Below are 17,523 nucleotides of genomic sequence, written 5' to 3' on the forward strand. Positions count from 1 at the left end.
ATGAACGACCAACAACGCCTCGAACTCGAAGCCGCCGCCTTTCGCCGGCTGGTGGCGCATCTGGACAGCCGCAAGGATGTGCAGAACATCGACCTGATGAACCTCGCCGGTTTCTGCCGCAACTGCTTGTCCAAGTGGTACAAGGCCGAGGCCGACGAGCGCCAGATCGAGCTGAGCCTCGATGACGCCCGTGAAGTGGTGTACGGCATGCCCTACGCCGAATGGAAAGCCCAATACCAGAAAGAAGCCAGCGCCGATCAACAGGCGGCGTTCGCCAAAGGAAAAACCCATGACTGATTTGAACACCCTGCGCGCCAGCCTTAACAGCGGCGAACACGTTTTTGCCGATACCCTGGCGTTTGTCGCTGCCGGTTATGAGTACCAGCCACAGGCGTTCACCAATGTCGCGGTAGAGAATGCCGCAGGGCAGAACGAAGGGTCGTGCAAGACGTTGGGCCTGGCAGTGCTGGAAGGGCTGAGCGACCAGGAAGCGCTGCTGGCATTTGGTGAGCATTACCGCTCGGTGGTGGCGACGCCTGAGGGCAGTGACCACGGCAATATCCGCGCATTGATCGCAAACGGCCTGGCCGGCGTAACGTTCACCGCCCAGCCCCTGACTCGAAAATCCTGAGCCAGACCTGAATCAAAATGTGGGAGGGGGCTTGCTCCCGATAGCGGCGGATCAGTCACAAATATTTTGACTGACACACTGCTATCGGGGGCAAGCCCCCTCCCACATTTGTTTTGCAGCGTTGTTTAGAACGCAGCGTCTTTCAGACCGTCCAGGTAACGCTCGGCATCCAGTGCTGCCATGCAACCGGCGCCGGCCGAGGTGATGGCCTGGCGGTAGACGTGGTCGGCCACGTCACCGGCCGCGAAGATACCTTCGATATTGGTCGCGGTGGCGTTGCCTTCACGGCCGCCCTGCACCACCAGGTAACCGTCTTTGGCTTCCAGCACGCCTTCGAACAGCGAGGTGTTCGGGGTGTGGCCGATGGCGATGAACACGCCGTCGACTTTCAGCTCGTCGAAGCTGCCGTCGTTGTTCTTCAGGCGGGCACCGGTCACGCCCATGTTGTCGCCCAAGACTTCGTCCAGGGTAGCGTTGAGCTTGAGGATGATCTTGCCTTCGGCGACACGGGCATGCAGCTTGTCGATCAGGATCTTCTCGGCGCGGAAGGTCTCGCGGCGGTGGACCAGGGTCACGGTGCTGGCGATGTTGGCCAGGTACAGCGCCTCTTCCACGGCGGTGTTGCCGCCACCGACCACGGCGACCGGTTTGTTGCGGTAGAAGAAACCGTCACAGGTCGCGCAGGCGGAAACGCCCTTGCCCATGAACGCTTCTTCCGACGGCAGGCCCAGGTAGCGAGCGCTGGCGCCAGTAGCGATGATCAGTGCGTCACAGGTGTATACGCCGCTGTCGCCGGTCAGGCTGTAAGGCTTCTTGGAGAAGTCGACCTGGTTGATGTGATCAAACACGATCTCGGTTTCAAAGCGTTCGGCGTGTTCTTTCATGCGCTCCATCAGCACCGGGCCAGTCAGGCCGTGGACGTCGCCCGGCCAGTTGTCGACTTCGGTGGTGGTGGTCAATTGACCGCCCGCCTGCATGCCGGTGATCAGCAGCGGTTTGAGGTTGGCCCGGGCAGCGTAGACGGCGGCGCTGTAACCGGCAGGGCCGGAACCGAGAATAATCACTCGCGAATGACGGGTATCAGACATGACTCACTCCTATCGACCGCCCGGACTACAAGGCGGCTGGAATAAAAAAGGGACCACGAAGCACTTGGGGAAGGCTTGAACTCGCAGGCCCTGAAAATAATGGGTGCAGCGTATCGAGGGGGGCAAGATTAAGGAAATACGGAATAACAATCCAGCTCATAGACGGTCACTATGTAGTTGGCCCGACTGATCGACAGGTTTGTTACGGCTGATGTCGCGGCTTTCGCCTGCGATGTAAAGCCGGTAAGGTCGGCGCGTTCGCCCTTTTGCTCGGAGTTTTTCATGCCTGCCCCTGCTCTTTCCGGCCCGCAATACCTGCGCGAAGGCCTCAAACTCGTATTGAGCCCCGGCCTGCGTCTGTTTGTGCTGCTGCCGCTGGCGATCAACCTGGTGCTGTTCGTCGGCTTGATCTATTTCGCCGGTCATCAGTTCAGCCTGTGGGTCGACCACCTGATGCCGACGCTGCCGAGTTGGCTGAGCTTCCTGAACTACCTGCTCTGGCCATTGTTCGTGGTGCTGGTGGTGTTGATGGTGTTTTTCACCTTCACCATGCTCGCCAACATCATCGCCGCCCCCTTCAACGGCTTTCTCTCGGAGAAGGTGGAAGTGGTGGTGCGCGGCACCGATGACTTCCCGGCCTTCAGTTGGGGCGAGCTGATCGCGATGGTACCGCGCACCCTCGCCCGGGAGATGCGCAAGCTGGGCTACTTCCTGCCACGGGCCATCGGCCTGTTTATCCTGTCGTTCATTCCAGTGGTCAACCTGGTCGCCGCACCGCTGTGGTTGCTGTTTGGCGTGTGGATGATGGCGATCCAGTACATCGACTACCCGGCGGATAACCACAAACTGGGCTGGAACGAGATGCTCGCCTGGCTGCGGCAGAAACGCTGGCAGAGCATGAGCTTCGGCGGGATTGTTTACCTGGTGTTGCTGGTGCCGGTGGTCAACCTGTTGATGATGCCAGCGGCGGTGGCTGGAGCGACGTTGTTCTGGGTGCGCGAGCAAGGTGCCGAGGCGATGGCAGCGCAGCAAAAGGTGACCCAGTCATAAATCCATCATCTCGATGACACAATGACGACATGCCCCACGGAGACACTGTGGGTCATGACGACAGCTTCGCTTCACATCACCCTCATCACCGAAACCTTCCCGCCAGAGATCAACGGGGTGGCCAATACCCTTGGTCGCCTGTGCGAGGGTTTGCGGGCGCGTGGCCATCAAGTCGAACTGGTGCGACCGCGCCAGGGCGTCGACCAGAGCCGCCCCAGCGACGACGCGTTATTGCTATGCCGTGGCTGGCCGCTGCCGGGATATCCGGGCCTGCAGTGGGGGCAGTCGTCGATGCACAAGTTGCTGCGGCGCTGGACCCGTCAGCGTCCGGACGTGCTGTACATCGCCACGGAAGGGCCCCTGGGCTTGTCTGCCCTGCGTGCAGCGCGGCGCCTGGGGATCAGCGTGGTCAGTGGCTTTCACACCAACTTCCAGCAGTACTCGAACCAATACGGCTTGAGCATGCTGAGCCGGATGGTCACCCACTACCTGCGCTGGTTTCATAACCGTTCGACCCTGACCCTGGTGCCCAGCGCCAGCCAGCGCCTGGAACTGGAACGTCGGCACTTCGAGCGCCTGGGAATGTTGTCGCGCGGGGTGGACAGCCAACTGTTCCATCCCGCGAAACGTGACAATGCGCTGCGGGAAAGCTGGGCATTGAACAGTGAGCAAACCGCCGTGCTCTATGTGGGCAGACTGGCGCAGGAGAAAAACCTGGGGTTGCTCAAGCGCTGCTTCGAAACGTTGCAGGACACCTACCCAATGCGCCAGATGAAACTGATCATCGTCGGCGACGGCCCCCAACGCGCGACGCTGGAAAAGGAGCTGCCGGAAGCAATCTTCTGCGGCACCTTGCGCGGTGAAGAACTGGCGCGGCATTACGCATCGGGCGATGTGTTCCTGTTCCCCAGCCTTACCGAAACCTTCGGCAACGTGGTGTTGGAAGCCATGGCATCAGGATTGGGGGTGGTGGCTTATGACCAGGCCGCTGCAAGCCAGCATATCCGCCACGGCTACAACGGCGTTCTGGCGATGCCCGGAGACGAGAACGCGTTTTGCGAGGCCGCCAATTGGCTGCTGGAGGACGCTGAAAGCCTGCGCCGCATGCGTCTGAATGCACGCCAGCATGCGAGCCGCCAGGGCTGGCCGGCGATTATCGAGCAGTTTGAGCATCAGTTACGCGGTGCATGTGATGAAAGTCTTGCGCTTCCTACACAGCCTTATGTGCGATGAATCAATATGTCTTTCCTGATATTTAAATCAGGAACTGCTTAATGCTGCATACCAATTATTGATACCTGCTATCTGAGCAGGGCTTTCAATAATGGAGGTAAGGTACATGTCAGCTTACGGAATGGGTGTACGTAATGGCGTCAACATGCCAAACGCCGAATGGGCGCGCCAGCAACAATGGATGGATAAATCTCGGGCAGAACCTCCTGTCTACGGCCAACCGGGGCATAAAGACCTGAACAAAACCGATCACACAAAAGAACTGTACAAGGGGCCGCAGTACTAACGCCCGACAGCATAAAGCTCCCTGTGTAATCACAGGGAGCCCAGCCACTCACACCAGCGTCATCAACGCCTCACGACTGAACGGCAGGATGTCGCCCTCGCGACCTTCGCGCACCTTCAACGCCCAATCCGGGTCCACCAACAGGGCACGGCCCACGGCGACCAGGTCAAACTCGTCGTTATTCAAACGCTCCAGCAGTTTTTCCAGACTGGCCGGTTGCGCGACCTTGTCGGTATTGACCATGAACTGCAGGAACTCACCATCCAGGCCGACGCTACCCACGGTGATGGTCGGCTTGCCGGTGAGCTGGCGGGTCCAGCCAGCCAGGTTCAGGTCGGACCCTTCGAATTCCGGCTCCCAGAAACGCCGAGTGGAGCAGTGGAAAATATCCACGCCCGCTTCAGACAACGGCTTGAGAAACTCGCCCAGCGCCTCGGGAGTTTGCACCAGACGCGCGGTGTAGTCCTGCTGCTTCCATTGGGAGAAGCGGAAGATGATCGGAAATTCCGGGCCGACGGCAGCACGGGTAGCCTGGATCAGCTCGATGGCAAAGCGCGAGCGGTTGACCAGGCTGCCACCGTATTCGTCGGTACGCTGGTTGCTGCCTTCCCAGAAGAACTGATCGACCAGATAGCCGTGGGCGCCGTGGATCTCCACGCCATCCATGCCGATGCGCTGCGCATCCCTGGCGGCTTGGGCGAAGGCGTTGATCACGTCCTTGATGTCTTGCTGGGTCATGCCATGCACGACCACGTTGCCATCCTTGAGTTTCTCCATCGGGCCGTAGGCCGGCACGCTGGCGTCAGGTTCAGTGCCGATACGGCGCACGCTGCCCACATGCCACAGTTGCGGGACGATCTTGCCGCCTTCGGCGTGTACCGCGTCGACCACTTTTTTCCAGCCGGCCAGGGCGGCTTCACCGTAGAAGTGCGGGACATTGGGGTAACCGTTGGAGGCCTGATGGCCGACCACGGTGCCTTCGGTGATGATCAGCCCCACACCGGCAGCGGCGCGGCGGCGGTAGTACTCAATCACTTTGGAGTTGGGCACGCCTCCCGGCGAGAACGAGCGGGTCATCGGCGCCATGACGACGCGGGTCGACAGTTGCAATGCGCCGAGCTGGAACGGTTTGAACAAGGCTTGGACAGGCATGGGGGCACTCCACGGAAGACGGGATTTATGATGTGGATAATATGGGGAGTGCGACGTGCTGGGTAGCACTATTGATCTGGGTGATTAAGGGGTAAAAGTGATGGCCGGTCGGGGCTGCTTCGCAGCCCAGCGCGGGACAAGCCCGCTGATTACAACTGCAGCGCTTAGCTGAGAGCTTTTTCGATGGCCTGGACAATTGTCGGGTCATCCGGTGCAGTGCGTGGGGAGAAGCGCGCGAGCACTCGCCCATCCTTGCCCAGCAGGAATTTTTCGAAGTTCCAGGTGATGTCCCCAGGAAACTCAGCACCCTCGCCCGCCAGCAGGCGGTACAACTGGTGACGGTCAGGACCGTTGACCTCAAGTTTGCTACCCAACGGGAATGTCACCCCGTAGTTGAGGCTGCAGAACTCCTGGATCTCTTCTTCTGTCCCTGGCTCCTGGCCAGCAAACTGATTGCACGGCAAGCCAAGCACGGTAAACCCCTGGTCCTTGTATTGCTGGTAGAGGTTCTCCAGCGCGGCATATTGCGGGGTCAAGCCACATTTGGAGGCCACGTTGACCACCAGCACCACTTGCCCCTTGAAGGGCGCCAGCGGCAGCTCTTGTCCGTCCAAAGCTTTGAGTTTCAGGTCGTGGAAAGCACTCATGACGAACTCCAGATATCCCATGTTCTTCGCATTGCGGCACTTCGAGATTACAACTCGCAAGCCTGCAATCATAGACGCCGATTGCAAAACTCGCCTGCGGGTTACTGAGCGGTAGGCCAGGGCAAAATCGGAATCGCCGTCACCGCGTTCTGCGGGCTGCCTTCGATCAGGCGGTCGCTGTAGACCAGGTACACCAGGGTGTTGCGCTTCTTGTCGAGGAAGCGCACCACCTGCATGGTCTTGAAAACCAGCGAGGTGCGTTCCTTGAACACTTCGTCGCCGTCCTTGAGCTCGCCCTTGAAGCGGATCGGGCCTACCTGGCGGCAGGCGATCGAGGCTTCGGCGCGGTCTTCGGCCAGGCCCAGGCCGCCTTTCACACCGCCGGTCTTGGCGCGCGACAGGTAGCAGGTCACGCCATCGACCTTGGGGTCGTCAAAGGCTTCGACTACGATCCGGTCGTTGGGCCCGACAAACTTGAACACAGTGGACACCTGGCCGATTTCCTCGGCCGAGGCCAGCAACGGCATGGCCAGCAGCAGGCCGAGCAATCCCTTCATGACACGCATGGTGTATTCCTTTGGTTAGACCAGGATCAGGTTATCGCGGTGAACCAGTTCCGGTTCAGCCATGTAGCCTAATAGTCCGACAATCGCATCGGAGGATTGTCCAATAATTTTCTGGGCTTCCAGGGCGCTGTAGTTGGCCAGGCCACGGGCGATCTCGCGACCGTCCGGCGCCACGCACACCACCATCTCGCCACGGCGGAAGCTGCCCTGCACCAACTTGACGCCCACCGGCAGCAGGCTCTTGTTGCCTTGGGACAACGCCGACACGGCACCCTCGTCCAGCACCAGCGTGCCACGGGTTTGCAGATGACCGGCCAGCCACTGTTTGCGCGCCGCGAGCATGCCGCGTTCCGGCGACAGCAGCGTACCAATGCGTTCACCGGCCTTGAGACGGTCCAGCACACGTTCGATGCGCCCACCGACGATGATGGTGTGGGCACCGGAACGTGCCGCCAGGCGTGCTGCACGCAGTTTGGTCTGCATGCCGCCACGCCCCAGGGCACCGCCAACGCTGCCGGCCACGGCGTCCAGCGCCGGGTCATCGGCACGCGCTTCATAAATAAGCTGGGCGTCGGGGTTGTTGCGCGGGTCGGCGTCGAACATCCCGTCGCGGTCGGTGAGGATTACCAACAGGTCGGCTTCCACCAGGTTCGCCACCAGGGCGGCCAGGGTGTCGTTGTCGCCGAAGCGGATTTCGTCGGTGACCACGGTGTCGTTCTCGTTGATCACCGGGATGACCTTGAGCTCCACCAGCGCGCGCAGGGTGCTGCGGGCATTGAGGTAGCGCTTGCGGTCGGACAGGTCGTCGTGGGTCAGCAGGATCTGCGCCGTGTGGCGGCCGTGCTCGGCAAAGCTGGATTCCCAGGCTTGCACCAGGCCCATCTGGCCAATGGCGGCGGCGGCTTGCAGTTCGTGCATCGCGCTGGGTCGCGCGGTCCAGCCGAGGCGGCTCATCCCGGCAGCAACCGCCCCGGACGACACCAGCACCAACTCTACGCCGGCCTCATGCAAGGCCACCATCTGCTCGACCCAGACGCTCATGGCCGCGCGATCCAGCCCCTTGCCATCCGCCGTCAGCAACGCACTGCCGATCTTTACAACCCAGCGCTGCGCACCTGTCACTTTGCTCCGCATCATCTTCAACCTTAGATTGAGGGCAGCGCGACCCAGCGCGGCCCATAACGTTAAACCCGGATACTAAAACGCCGCTCTATAAGGAGCGGCGTTCAAGTTTATCGCAACGAATCAGTCGCGCACGTAAATGATTTCAGGACCGTCTTCATCATCCACGTCTTCTTCGTCCCAATCGTCGTCGCCGATGTCATGGACCGACTTCACGCCGCTGCGGCGCAGGGCGCGCTGGTCATCCAGAGCCTGCAGTTGAGCACGGGCTTCGTCTTCGATGCGCTGGTCGAGTTCGGCCAGTTCGGCCTTGAACACCGGGTCGGCCGCCAGGCGGTCGGCACGGTCTTCGAGGTAGCGCATGATGTCGCGGGTCAGGCGCTCGGTGCCTTCTTTGGCGATGGCCGAGATCACGTAGACCGGGCCTTCCCATTCCAGGCGGTCGACGATTTCCTTGACGCGCTCTTCGTGTTCTTCTTCGAGGATCTGGTCGCACTTGTTCAGCACCAGCCAACGATCACGCTCAGCCAGGGACGGGCTGAACTTGGTCAGTTCGCTGACGATCACTTCGGCGGCATCCGGTGCACTGGTGTCATCCAGCGGCGCCATGTCCACGAGGTGCAGCAGCAAACGGGTACGCGACAAGTGCTTGAGGAAGCGAATCCCCAGGCCTGCACCATCGGAAGCACCTTCGATCAGGCCGGGAATGTCGGCGATCACAAAGCTTTTCCAACGATCGACGCTGACCACACCCAGGTTCGGCACCAGGGTGGTGAACGGGTAGTCGGCGACTTTCGGCTTGGCGGCCGACACCGAGCGAATGAAGGTACTTTTACCGGCGTTTGGCAGGCCCAGCAGGCCCACGTCGGCGAGTACTTTCATTTCCAGCTTGAGGTCACGCTGCTCGCCCGGCTTGCCTGGCGTGGTCTGGCGTGGCGCACGGTTGGTACTGGACTTGAATCGGGTGTTACCCAGACCGTGCCAGCCGCCCTGCACCACCATCAGCTTCTGGCCGGCCTTGGTCAGGTCGCCGATTACTTCCTGGGTCGCGGAGTCGATGATCGTGGTACCGACCGGTACGCGCAGCACCAGGTCTTCACCTTTTTTACCGGTGCAGTCGGTGCTGCCGCCGTTGGAGCCACGCTCGGCATCGAAGTGCCGGGTGTAACGGTAGTCGACCAGGGTGTTGAGGTTTTCGTCGGCCATCATGTAGATGGAACCGCCGTCACCGCCGTCACCGCCGTTGGGGCCACCGTTTTCGATGAATTTTTCGCGACGGAAACTCATGCAACCGTTACCGCCGTCGCCTGCTTTTACTCGGATGGAAACTTCATCAACGAACTTCATAACAAAACGCCTCTCGTCGCATGGACGAGCTTAAGAAACCAAGACATAAGACTCTTGCAAAAATGAGCGCAGCGACCTCAATCAGCGACCGCAAAACCAGCGCCTGAGCCCATTACAAACAGCTTTGCAAGAGACTCACCCCACAAACGAAAAAGCCCCGTCGCAAGACAGGGCTTTTCCAGCGATCTCGCAATTAAGCTGCGACAACGCTCACGTAACGGCGGTTGAACGCGCCTTTTACTTCAAACTTGATCACGCCTTCGATTTTCGCGAAGAGGGTGTGATCTTTACCCATGCCTACACCGTAACCGGCGTGGAATTGGGTGCCGCGCTGACGCACGATGATGTTGCCCGGAATGATTTTCTGGCCGCCATACATCTTAACGCCAAGGCGTTTGGCTTCTGAGTCGCGACCGTTACGGGTACTACCACCAGCTTTTTTGTGTGCCATGAGTCAATTCTCCTAGTGAGGAATTAGGCTGAAATTAAGCCTGAATACCGGTGATTTTGATCTCGGTGTACCACTGGCGGTGGCCCATACGCTTCATGTGGTGCTTACGACGACGGAACTTGATGATGCGGACTTTATCGTGACGACCTTGGGAGATCACTTCAGCCACAACGGTAGCGCCAGCAACAACTGGAGCGCCGATGTTCACGTCATCGCCATTGGCGACCAACAGAACGCGATCAAAAGTAACGGATTCGCCGGTAGCGACTTCCAGTTTTTCGATCTTCAGGTATTCACCTGGGGCGACTTTGTATTGCTTGCCACCAGTAACAATTACTGCGTACGACATGGTATTTCTCCGATAATCCTGCTCACCCAGCGCTTTATAAGAAGAGGTATTGGCTGGCATGGCTGCATGGGATGGACGTCCCGAATGCAATTGCGTAAGGCAGGTGCTGCCCAGGAAGTTCAGGGTGCGCGATTGTACGCAAGGCTTTGATGCGTTGCAAGAGGCCGTCCATCGCGCCTTGACACTACGGGGCCTGGGTCCTAGCATGCCGCGCAACCCTTCTGGAGCGACTGTCGCTGATGCAACCCCAAGCTTTCTACCGCGCGGTCGCGGACGATTTTAGCGCCGTCGACGGCATCATCAAGAAGCAGCTGACTTCTAAAGTGCCGCTGGTCTCCAAAATTGGCGACTATATTACGTCGGCGGGCGGTAAGCGCCTGCGTCCTTTATTAGTGTTGCTGTGCGGCAAGGCCCTGGGCCGTGAAGGCGATGACCTGCGCCTGCTGGCAGCCACCATCGAATTCCTGCACACCGCCACCCTGCTGCATGACGACGTGGTCGACATGTCCGGTATGCGCCGTGGCCGCGAGACCGCCAATGCCATGTGGGGCAACGCTCCCAGCGTATTGGTGGGCGACTTCCTGTATTCGCGCTCGTTCGAAATGATGGTTGAACTCGGCTCGATGCCGGTGATGAAGATTCTTTCACAGGCCACACGCATCATCGCCGAAGGCGAAGTGTTGCAACTGTCGAAGGTCCGCGACGCCAGCACCACCGAAGAAACCTACATGGAAGTGATCCGCGGCAAGACCGCGATGCTCTTCGAAGCCTCCACCCACAGCGCCGCAGCCTTGTGCAACGCCACCGCCGAACAGGCCGAAGCGCTGCGCACCTTTGGCGATCATCTGGGCGTGGCGTTCCAACTGGTGGACGACCTGCTCGACTACCGTGGCGATGCCGAAACCCTGGGCAAGAACGTCGGTGACGACCTGGCCGAAGGCAAGCCGACCTTGCCGCTGATCTACACCATGCGCGAAGGTACGCCGGAACAGGCCGCCCTGGTGCGCAAGGCGATCCAGAAGGGCGGGATCGAAGACCTCGAAGCCATCCGCGCCGCTGTCGAAGCGTCGGGTTCCCTGGACTACACCGCGCAACTGGCGCGTGATTTCGTGGCGCGTGCCATCCAGTGCCTGGAAGCCCTGCCAGCCAGCGAATACCGGGACGCCCTGGTTGAGCTGAGCGAGTTTGCGGTCGCGCGTACTCACTAAGTCAGACCTGCAAACACCGCCCCATGTGGGAGGGGGCTTGCCCCCGATAACGGTAGTGAGCCAGCCCCTGTATAGACTGGCACACCGGCATCGGGGGCAAGCCCCTCCCACATTTAGATTTCATACAACCTGTAAGACCACAAATCCCTATATAATGTGCGACTTTTAGCCATCCTGACTTTCAAGGAGCTTTAGTGAGCACGTTGCCACCCTGCCCGAAATGCAATTCCGAATACACCTACGAAGACGGCGCCCAGCTGATCTGCCCGGAATGCGCCCATGAGTGGTCCGCCACTGGCGAGGCCGAAGCGGCCGGCGATGAAGCCGTGAAGAAAGACTCTGTAGGCAACGTCCTGCAGGACGGCGATACCATCACCGTGATCAAGGACCTCAAGGTCAAGGGCACCTCCCTGGTGGTCAAGGTCGGCACCAAGGTCAAGAACATCCGCCTGTGCGATGGCGACCACGATATCGATTGCAAGATCGACGGTATCGGCCCGATGAAGCTCAAGTCCGAGTTCGTGCGTAAAGTCTGAACCCGCTGCATCCATCCCGCGCCCGCCGCGGGATGGCGTTTCGCCCTCTGCGTTGACCTCTCGCAATATCCACACAGAAAAACCCGGAAATCGCCAATAGGCACTTGCTATTCTACGAATAAGAATTATTCTCATTGAAACCCATCAAGGAGATGCGACCCATGACTTATTTGATAGATGCCTGGCTGGACCGCCCACACCCTTACCTGCGGATCCTGCATCGGGAAACCGGTGAAGTCTGTGCGGTACTGGAAGAAGAAGCGCTGAGTGAACTGCAGGATCAGGGCGACCTGGACGTGAATGGCCTGAGTTCGAGTGAACCTGGGGTGCTGAAGGAGGTGGTGCGTAATCTGTTTCTGTTCTGCTATGCCCGAGCGTTGCGCCCGGCGACGGAGCTCAATGGCAAGTTCCATCCATGACCCATCGCACAAAACACTGTAGGAGCGAGCTTGCTCGCGAAGCACTCAAGGACACCGCGTTACACCAGGATGGACGCGTTATCGTTGACGTTTTTCGCGAGCAAGCTCGCTCCTACAGGTGATCAAGAGCGGGTCTTACAGAACGTCGAGCAACTCGACGTCGAACACCAGAACGCTGTGCGGCGGGATGCTGCCAACGCCTTGAGCGCCGTAAGCCAGTTCGCTCGGCACGTACAGACGCCATTTGCTGCCGGCATTCATCAGTTGCAGGGCTTCGGTCCAGCCGGCGATCACGCCGCCAACCGGGAATTCCGCAGGCTGGCCGCGCTCGTAGGAGCTGTCGAACACAGTGCCGTCGATCAGGGTGCCGTGGTAGTGAGTACGCACTTGGTCTTCACGGGTTGGCTTGGCGCCATCGCCGGCGGTCAGCACTTCGAACTGCAGGCCGGAAGCCAGGGTGGTGATGCCATCACGCTTGGCGTTTTCAGCCAGGAATGCCAGGCCGGCGCCAGCAGCAGCTTCAGCCTTTGCAGCCGCTTCGGCCTGCATGATTTCACGGATCACCTTGAAGCTGGCAGCCATTTGCTCCTGGTCAACACGGCTTGGCTTGCCGGCGAAAGCGTCGGTCAGGCCGGCCAGGATTGCATCCAAGCTCACGCCCGGTGGCGGGTTGTCGCGCAGTTGGTCGCCCAACTGACGGCCGATACCGTAGCTGACGCGGGTTTCGTCGGTGGACAGATTAACTTCGGACATGAAGAGGCTCCGCTGTAGGGCGACACAGTTTCCCGTGCCATCCAAAACTAAAAGGGCCCGCAGACTAGCACAAAACAGGCGCACACGATGAGCCCAGCGCCTCGTGCCTGGGGGCCGCCGTTGGTCGATTGCTCGGGGGTTGCCCATCAATTCACGAATAAAAAGTTTCAGATTCCCACTCACCCGCCGATACAGCGCTACACATCTTGGCTGGCTCAAACAACAACACCGCCCAGCAGACAGACATCACTTTTGCGGAGCATTCGATGAACAGCTGGTTCGGTAACATCAGCGTCAACCTCAAACTCGGCCTGGGCTTCGGCCTGGTGCTGGTCCTCACCTCGATCCTCGCCCTCACCGGCTGGACCAGCCTGGGCAGCCTGATCGACCGTAGCAACTGGATGAGCGACATCACCCAGCTCAACGCATCCCTGACCAAGCTGCGCATCGTGCGCCTGCAATACATGCTCGCCAATGGCGACGAGGCCGTGGCCCAGAACGTACAGACCAACCTGGATGCCTTCGCTGCCCAGCAACAGAAACTGCTGGACAGCTTCAAGAGCCCGGAGAACGTCAAGCTGCTCAACGAGCAGAAAGCGATCATCACCGCTTACCAGCAGTCGCTAAATAAAATGCGTGAGGCCTACCGTAATGGCAACGCGTCTCGCCAGGTGATGGGCGACAAAGCCGATATCGCCAATGCGCAGATCAATGCGCTGGAGAACAGCGTCAAGCAAATGCCTGACAGCGCGGAGCATCTGGCCCAGTTCCAGGCTGTGGCCGACGCCAAGATGCAATTCCAATTGGCGCGTTACGAAGTGCGCGGTTACACCGGCAACGTCAACCCGGACACCGAAGCCCGTGCCGCCGCACAGATTGAAAAAGCCATCGCAGGTTTGAAAGACCTCAGCGCCGCCTTCGGTAGCAGCCAGCAGAACGCACTGACCGCGCTGGAAACCGCGCTGGGCGCCTACCGCACGGCTGTGCAGAATTACAAAGCCGCCAATGCCAACATCGTCACCGCCCGTGCCGAAATGACCACCCAGGGCGCCGACATCGTGACGATCAGCGACAAGCTGTACGACATCCAGCTGGATCGCCGCGACGCCGAAAGCGCCCAGGCCCGCAGCCTGCAATTGATCAGCACCTTGCTGGCCCTGCTGGTGGGCATCATTGCTGCCTTGGTGATCACCCGCCAGATTACCCGACCGATCCAGGAAACCTTGGCCGTGGTGGAGCGCATCGCTTCCGGTGACCTGAGCCACAACATCCAGATCACCCGCCGCGATGAGCTGGGCGTGCTGCAACAAGGCATCCAGCGCATGGGCACCACCTTGCGCGAATTGATCAGCGGCATCCGCGACGGCGTGACCCAGATCGCCAGCGCCGCCGAAGAACTGTCGGCCGTCACCGAGCAGACCAGTGCCGGCGTGAACAGCCAGAAAATCGAGACCGACCAGGTCGCCACGGCGATGCACGAAATGACCGCCACCGTGCAGGAAGTCGCGCGTAACGCCGAGCAAGCTTCCCTGGCCGCTGCCGATGCCGATGGCCAGGCCCGCGCAGGCGACAAAGTGGTGGCCGAAGCCATCGCCCAGATCGAGCGTCTGGCCGCTGAGGTGGCGCGTTCCACCGACGCCATGACCCATCTGCAACAAGAGAGCAACAAGATCGGCAGCGTGATGGACGTGATCAAGGCCGTGGCCGAACAGACCAACCTGCTGGCGTTGAACGCGGCGATCGAAGCGGCGCGTGCCGGTGAAGCCGGGCGTGGGTTTGCCGTGGTGGCCGACGAAGTGCGTGGCCTGGCCCAGCGCACGCAAAAATCCACCGAGGAAATCGAAGGCCTGGTCGCCGGTTTGCAGAACGGCACCCAGCAAGTGGCCAACGTGATGAACAACAGCCGCAGCCTCACCGACAGCAGTGTCGAGCTGACGCGCAAGGCTGGTGTGTCGCTGGAGAACATCACCCGTACGGTGTCGAATATCCAGTCGATGAACCAGCAGATCGCCGCCGCCGCCGAGCAGCAAAGCGCAGTGGCTGAAGAGATCAGCCGCAGCATCGTGAACGTGCGTGACGTGTCGGAGCAGACCGCTACGGCGAGTGACGAAACGGCCAAGTCCAGTGTGGAGCTGGCGCGGCTGGGCAGCCAGTTGCAGCAGATGGTTAGTCATTTCCGGGTGTAAGAAATCAAAAAGCCGCCTCAGCCTAAGCCGAGGCGGCTCCACTTCTCAGACCTTAGCGGTCATCAAAGCTGTCCCGCAGGAACTTCCAGACGTGATAAGCACGCAGGCAGTTCACTACGAGGTTCCACGTACGTCGTGCAAATCTAGACATACTCGGCCCTCCGTGAGTTGGGCCTTACCTCCAGCACACTTACCGGAACACGTGAGCCTTGGGATGCTGGTCATAGCTTCCGATGAGGCGGCCGGGCTCTGGTTCCTCCCGCATGAATCCGGCACGGATTACTAGCCCGTGGCGTTCGGTCCATAATTCCGCGCGCATACCCAACCACCTGCAAAACGACCTACATGGAACGGGGATGATACTAACCAATACCCTGATCGAAGGTGTGACAGGTAAAGATGAAACCGCCTAAAAAATCAGCTGATTTATTGCAAGCCTTTGCTGTTATTTTTAGTAAACATGAATCTGCGGATAACTAATGCCGCCTGTCGTCAAGCCTTGCGCGATAAGATGACCGGCATTAATATCCGGCTTGCGGGTCATAGCTTCCTGTGAGGTCGCAACCCCAGCCACTAACTGGGTTTGCAAAAAAAACCGCCCTACCAAGGCGGTTTTTTATTGCCTGCGATTTGCCCCTCAGCCCTCACCTTCCTCAACAAACACCAGCCGATTCCCAAACGGATCCTTGATGCTCATCTCCCGCGAGCCCCAGGGCGTTTCCTCGACCCCAGGCTTGGCATACCGATAATCCTTACCCAACAACTGCTGCTGGTACGCGCCCACCCCTTGGGCCTGAATACGCACCGCCGCGCCCGGCGACGCATCGCCATGGTGCTCAGTCAAATGCAACACACACTCGCCCAACGACACCTGCAAATACAACGGAAAATTCGCCTCGAAACGATGCTGCCAATCCACCTTGAACCCCAAAAAGTCGACGTAGAATTCCAGCGCCTTGGCCTCGTCGAAAATCCGCAGGATGGGGGTGACTTTTCCTAAGTGCATGGCAATCGCTCCGTTCATAAGAGCGCCCACTATAGAGACGAAAATCCCCGACGCAAATCCCCACTGCGCGCCAGGAAACGCCCCTGCCGCTGACCGTTCGCCTGCCCGTCGCAGTAGCTCAACACCCCGTTGACCCACACCCCATCAATGCCTTCCGCCGCCCGCTGCGGTTGCTTGAAGTCCGCCACATCGCGCACGCGCAACGGGTCGAACAGCACCAGGTCGGCCCAGTGCCCTTCGCGGATTTCACCGCGCTCGGCCAGGCCAAAACGCGCCGCCGACAAGCCGGTCATCTTGTGCACGGCGGTGTGCAACGGGAACAATCCGACATCCCGGCTGAAATGCCCCAGCACCCGTGGAAACGCGCCCCACAAGCGCGGATGCGGGAACGGATCTTCCGGCAGTCCGTCCGAACCGATCATCGACAGCGGATGCGCCAGGATGCGTCGCACATCCGTTTCATCCATTCCGTAATACACCGCCCCTGCCGGTTGCAGGCGACGCGCTGCGTCCATCAGCGAAACATCCCACTCAGCGGCGATGTCCTGCAGATCACGCCCCCCCATGTCCGGGTGCGGCGTCGACCAGGTGATGGTGATGCGAAACGCATCGGTCACCTGCTTGAGATCCAGGGTCGAAGAACTCGCGGCATAGGGATAACAATCACAGCCCACCGGGTGGGTTTTCGCCGCCCGCTCCAGCGATGCCAACAGCTGCGGACTACGCCCCCAATTACCGGCGCCGGCACATTTGAGGTGGGAAATGATCACCGGTGCCTGGGCATGTCGGCCAATCAAAAACGCCTCGTCCATCGCCTCCAGCACCGGCTCGAATTCGCTGCGCAAATGGGTGGTGTACACCGCGCCGAAGGCCGTCAGTTCTTCACTCAGTTGCAGCACCTCATCGGTCTCGGCATTGAACGCGCTGGCGTAGGCCAGGCCTGTGGATAACCCCAGGGCTCCGGCTTCGAGACTTTCTTGCAACTGCACGCGCATGGCGGCGATTTCGTCCGCTGAAGCGCTGCGATGCAGGTCTTGCATATGATTGCTGCGCAGTGCCGTGTGACCGATCAACGCGGCAACGTTGACGGCCGGGTGAGCCTGTTCGACCGCTGCTCGATAGTCACTGAAACGCGGATACACAAACGCCGCAGCGCTGCCCAACAGGTTCATCGGGTCCGGCGGATCACTGCGCAACGTCACCGGCGACGCACTGATGCCACAGTTGCCGACAATCACCGTGGTCACACCCTGGCTGAGCTTGGGCAGCATCTGCGGATGGCGGATCACCACCGTGTCATCGTGGGTGTGCACGTCGATAAAACCCGGCGCCAGCACCCGGCCCGCAGCTTCGATTTCATGTTCGGCCACAGACGCCGACAAATCACCAATCGCCTCGATGCGTCCGGCGTGCAGCCCCACATCAGCCACATAGCCTGGGGTATTGCTGCCATCGATGATCAATGCCTGGCGAATCAGCGTGTCGTACTTCAT

Annotated in this window: 20 protein-coding genes and 2 pseudogenes; 10 read left to right on the forward strand and 12 right to left on the reverse strand. The window is 59.9% G+C overall.

The annotated features are described in order from the left end of the window. Window positions 1–297: a DUF1244 domain-containing protein gene (locus BLR69_RS16375; RefSeq protein ID WP_071496380.1), complete on the forward strand. Its 297-nt coding sequence runs from the start codon at window positions 1–3 to the stop codon at window positions 295–297. Then, a complete protein-coding gene (locus tag BLR69_RS16380; RefSeq protein ID WP_071496379.1) occupies window positions 290–631 on the forward strand; it encodes a HopJ type III effector protein in 342 nt (113 codons plus the stop codon). Before BLR69_RS16375 ends, BLR69_RS16380 begins: the two co-directional genes overlap by 8 nt. Window positions 632–756: 125 nt before the next feature. On the opposite strand, the gene trxB is transcribed toward BLR69_RS16380, so the two are convergent. Both trxB and BLR69_RS30955 read right to left on the reverse strand, forming a co-directional pair. Next, window positions 757–1,719, reverse strand: a complete 963-nt coding sequence (trxB, locus tag BLR69_RS16385) for a thioredoxin-disulfide reductase (RefSeq protein WP_017137935.1) — start codon at window positions 1,717–1,719, stop codon at window positions 757–759. Between the two features lie 128 nt (window positions 1,720–1,847). Continuing rightward, a complete protein-coding gene (locus BLR69_RS30955) occupies window positions 1,848–2,003 on the reverse strand; it encodes a hypothetical protein (protein ID WP_166794327.1) in 156 nt (51 codons plus the stop codon). Between BLR69_RS30955 and cysZ the strand changes: the two genes are divergently transcribed. From cysZ to BLR69_RS16405, 3 genes are all read left to right on the forward strand, one after another. Then, a complete protein-coding gene (gene cysZ / locus BLR69_RS16395) occupies window positions 2,002–2,769 on the forward strand; it encodes a sulfate transporter CysZ (protein ID WP_071496378.1) in 768 nt (255 codons plus the stop codon). The genes BLR69_RS30955 and cysZ overlap by 2 nt on opposite strands. Before the next feature lie 54 nt (window positions 2,770–2,823). Next, a complete protein-coding gene (locus BLR69_RS16400; RefSeq protein WP_071496377.1) occupies window positions 2,824–4,002 on the forward strand; it encodes a glycosyltransferase family 4 protein in 1,179 nt (392 codons plus the stop codon). A gap of 106 nt (window positions 4,003–4,108) precedes the next feature. Next, entirely contained in the window at window positions 4,109–4,288 is a 180-nt protein-coding gene (locus BLR69_RS16405; protein WP_071489179.1) for a hypothetical protein, read from the forward strand. A gap of 48 nt (window positions 4,289–4,336) precedes the next feature. On the opposite strand, the gene BLR69_RS16410 is transcribed toward BLR69_RS16405, so the two are convergent. The 7 genes from BLR69_RS16410 to rplU all read right to left on the reverse strand — a co-directional run bounded on the left by BLR69_RS16410 (window position 4,337) and on the right by rplU (window position 9,922). Next, window positions 4,337–5,440, reverse strand: coding sequence for an NADH:flavin oxidoreductase (locus tag BLR69_RS16410; RefSeq protein ID WP_071496376.1), 1,104 nt, complete (start codon window positions 5,438–5,440; stop codon window positions 4,337–4,339). 164 nt (window positions 5,441–5,604) lie between these two features. Then, a complete protein-coding gene (locus BLR69_RS16415; protein ID WP_071489177.1) occupies window positions 5,605–6,087 on the reverse strand; it encodes a glutathione peroxidase in 483 nt (160 codons plus the stop codon). A gap of 101 nt (window positions 6,088–6,188) precedes the next feature. Continuing rightward, the gene (locus BLR69_RS16420; RefSeq protein WP_015885841.1) at window positions 6,189–6,653 is read right to left on the reverse strand and encodes a CreA family protein; all 465 of its coding nucleotides are present in this window, start codon (window positions 6,651–6,653) and stop codon (window positions 6,189–6,191) included. Between the two features lie 15 nt (window positions 6,654–6,668). Beyond that, window positions 6,669–7,787, reverse strand: a complete 1,119-nt coding sequence (gene proB, locus BLR69_RS16425; protein ID WP_017735025.1) for a glutamate 5-kinase — start codon at window positions 7,785–7,787, stop codon at window positions 6,669–6,671. A gap of 111 nt (window positions 7,788–7,898) precedes the next feature. Beyond that, window positions 7,899–9,122 (reverse strand): Obg family GTPase CgtA, encoded by a 1,224-nt coding sequence (cgtA, locus tag BLR69_RS16430; protein WP_010206489.1) that lies wholly within the window; start codon window positions 9,120–9,122, stop codon window positions 7,899–7,901. A 193-nt stretch (window positions 9,123–9,315) separates the two neighbouring features. After that, entirely contained in the window at window positions 9,316–9,573 is a 258-nt protein-coding gene (gene rpmA, locus BLR69_RS16435) for a 50S ribosomal protein L27 (RefSeq protein ID WP_003176049.1), read from the reverse strand. A gap of 34 nt (window positions 9,574–9,607) precedes the next feature. Continuing rightward, window positions 9,608–9,922 carry a 50S ribosomal protein L21 gene (rplU, locus tag BLR69_RS16440; protein ID WP_007950961.1) on the reverse strand — a complete coding sequence of 105 codons (315 nt, stop codon included), beginning with the start codon at window positions 9,920–9,922 and terminating at the stop codon, window positions 9,608–9,610. A 239-nt stretch (window positions 9,923–10,161) separates the two neighbouring features. On the opposite strand from rplU, the gene BLR69_RS16445 reads away from it, so the two are divergent. The 3 genes from BLR69_RS16445 (at window position 10,162) to BLR69_RS16455 (ending at window position 12,085) form a co-directional block, all read left to right on the forward strand. Then, entirely contained in the window at window positions 10,162–11,130 is a 969-nt protein-coding gene (locus BLR69_RS16445; RefSeq protein ID WP_058425717.1) for a polyprenyl synthetase family protein, read from the forward strand. A gap of 194 nt (window positions 11,131–11,324) precedes the next feature. Continuing rightward, window positions 11,325–11,666, forward strand: a complete 342-nt coding sequence (locus BLR69_RS16450) for a zinc ribbon domain-containing protein YjdM (protein WP_058425716.1) — start codon at window positions 11,325–11,327, stop codon at window positions 11,664–11,666. 161 nt (window positions 11,667–11,827) lie between these two features. After that, window positions 11,828–12,085 (forward strand): PA4570 family protein, encoded by a 258-nt coding sequence (locus BLR69_RS16455; protein WP_056858344.1) that lies wholly within the window; start codon window positions 11,828–11,830, stop codon window positions 12,083–12,085. Window positions 12,086–12,220: 135 nt separating this feature from the next. On the opposite strand, the gene BLR69_RS16460 is transcribed toward BLR69_RS16455, so the two are convergent. Further along, a complete protein-coding gene (locus BLR69_RS16460; RefSeq protein ID WP_003176055.1) occupies window positions 12,221–12,838 on the reverse strand; it encodes an FKBP-type peptidyl-prolyl cis-trans isomerase in 618 nt (205 codons plus the stop codon). A 266-nt stretch (window positions 12,839–13,104) separates the two neighbouring features. Between BLR69_RS16460 and BLR69_RS31570 the strand changes: the two are divergent. Beyond that, window positions 13,105–14,169, forward strand: a pseudogene (locus BLR69_RS31570) (methyl-accepting chemotaxis protein); the annotation flags it as partial. 261 nt (window positions 14,170–14,430) lie between these two features. After that, window positions 14,431–15,024: pseudogene (locus BLR69_RS31575) on the forward strand (methyl-accepting chemotaxis protein); the annotation flags it as partial. 637 nt (window positions 15,025–15,661) lie between these two features. Here BLR69_RS31575 and BLR69_RS16470 read toward each other — a convergent pair. Beyond that, complete coding sequence (locus BLR69_RS16470; RefSeq protein ID WP_071496374.1) at window positions 15,662–16,030, reverse strand: glyoxalase superfamily protein; 369 nt, start codon at window positions 16,028–16,030, stop codon at window positions 15,662–15,664. 29 nt (window positions 16,031–16,059) lie between these two features. Next, a complete protein-coding gene (locus tag BLR69_RS16475; RefSeq protein WP_071496373.1) occupies window positions 16,060–17,523 on the reverse strand; it encodes an N-acyl-D-amino-acid deacylase family protein in 1,464 nt (487 codons plus the stop codon).

The sequence above is a fragment of the Pseudomonas azotoformans genome (assembly GCF_900103345.1).
Taxonomy (GTDB): Bacteria; Pseudomonadota; Gammaproteobacteria; order Pseudomonadales; family Pseudomonadaceae; genus Aquipseudomonas; species Aquipseudomonas azotoformans.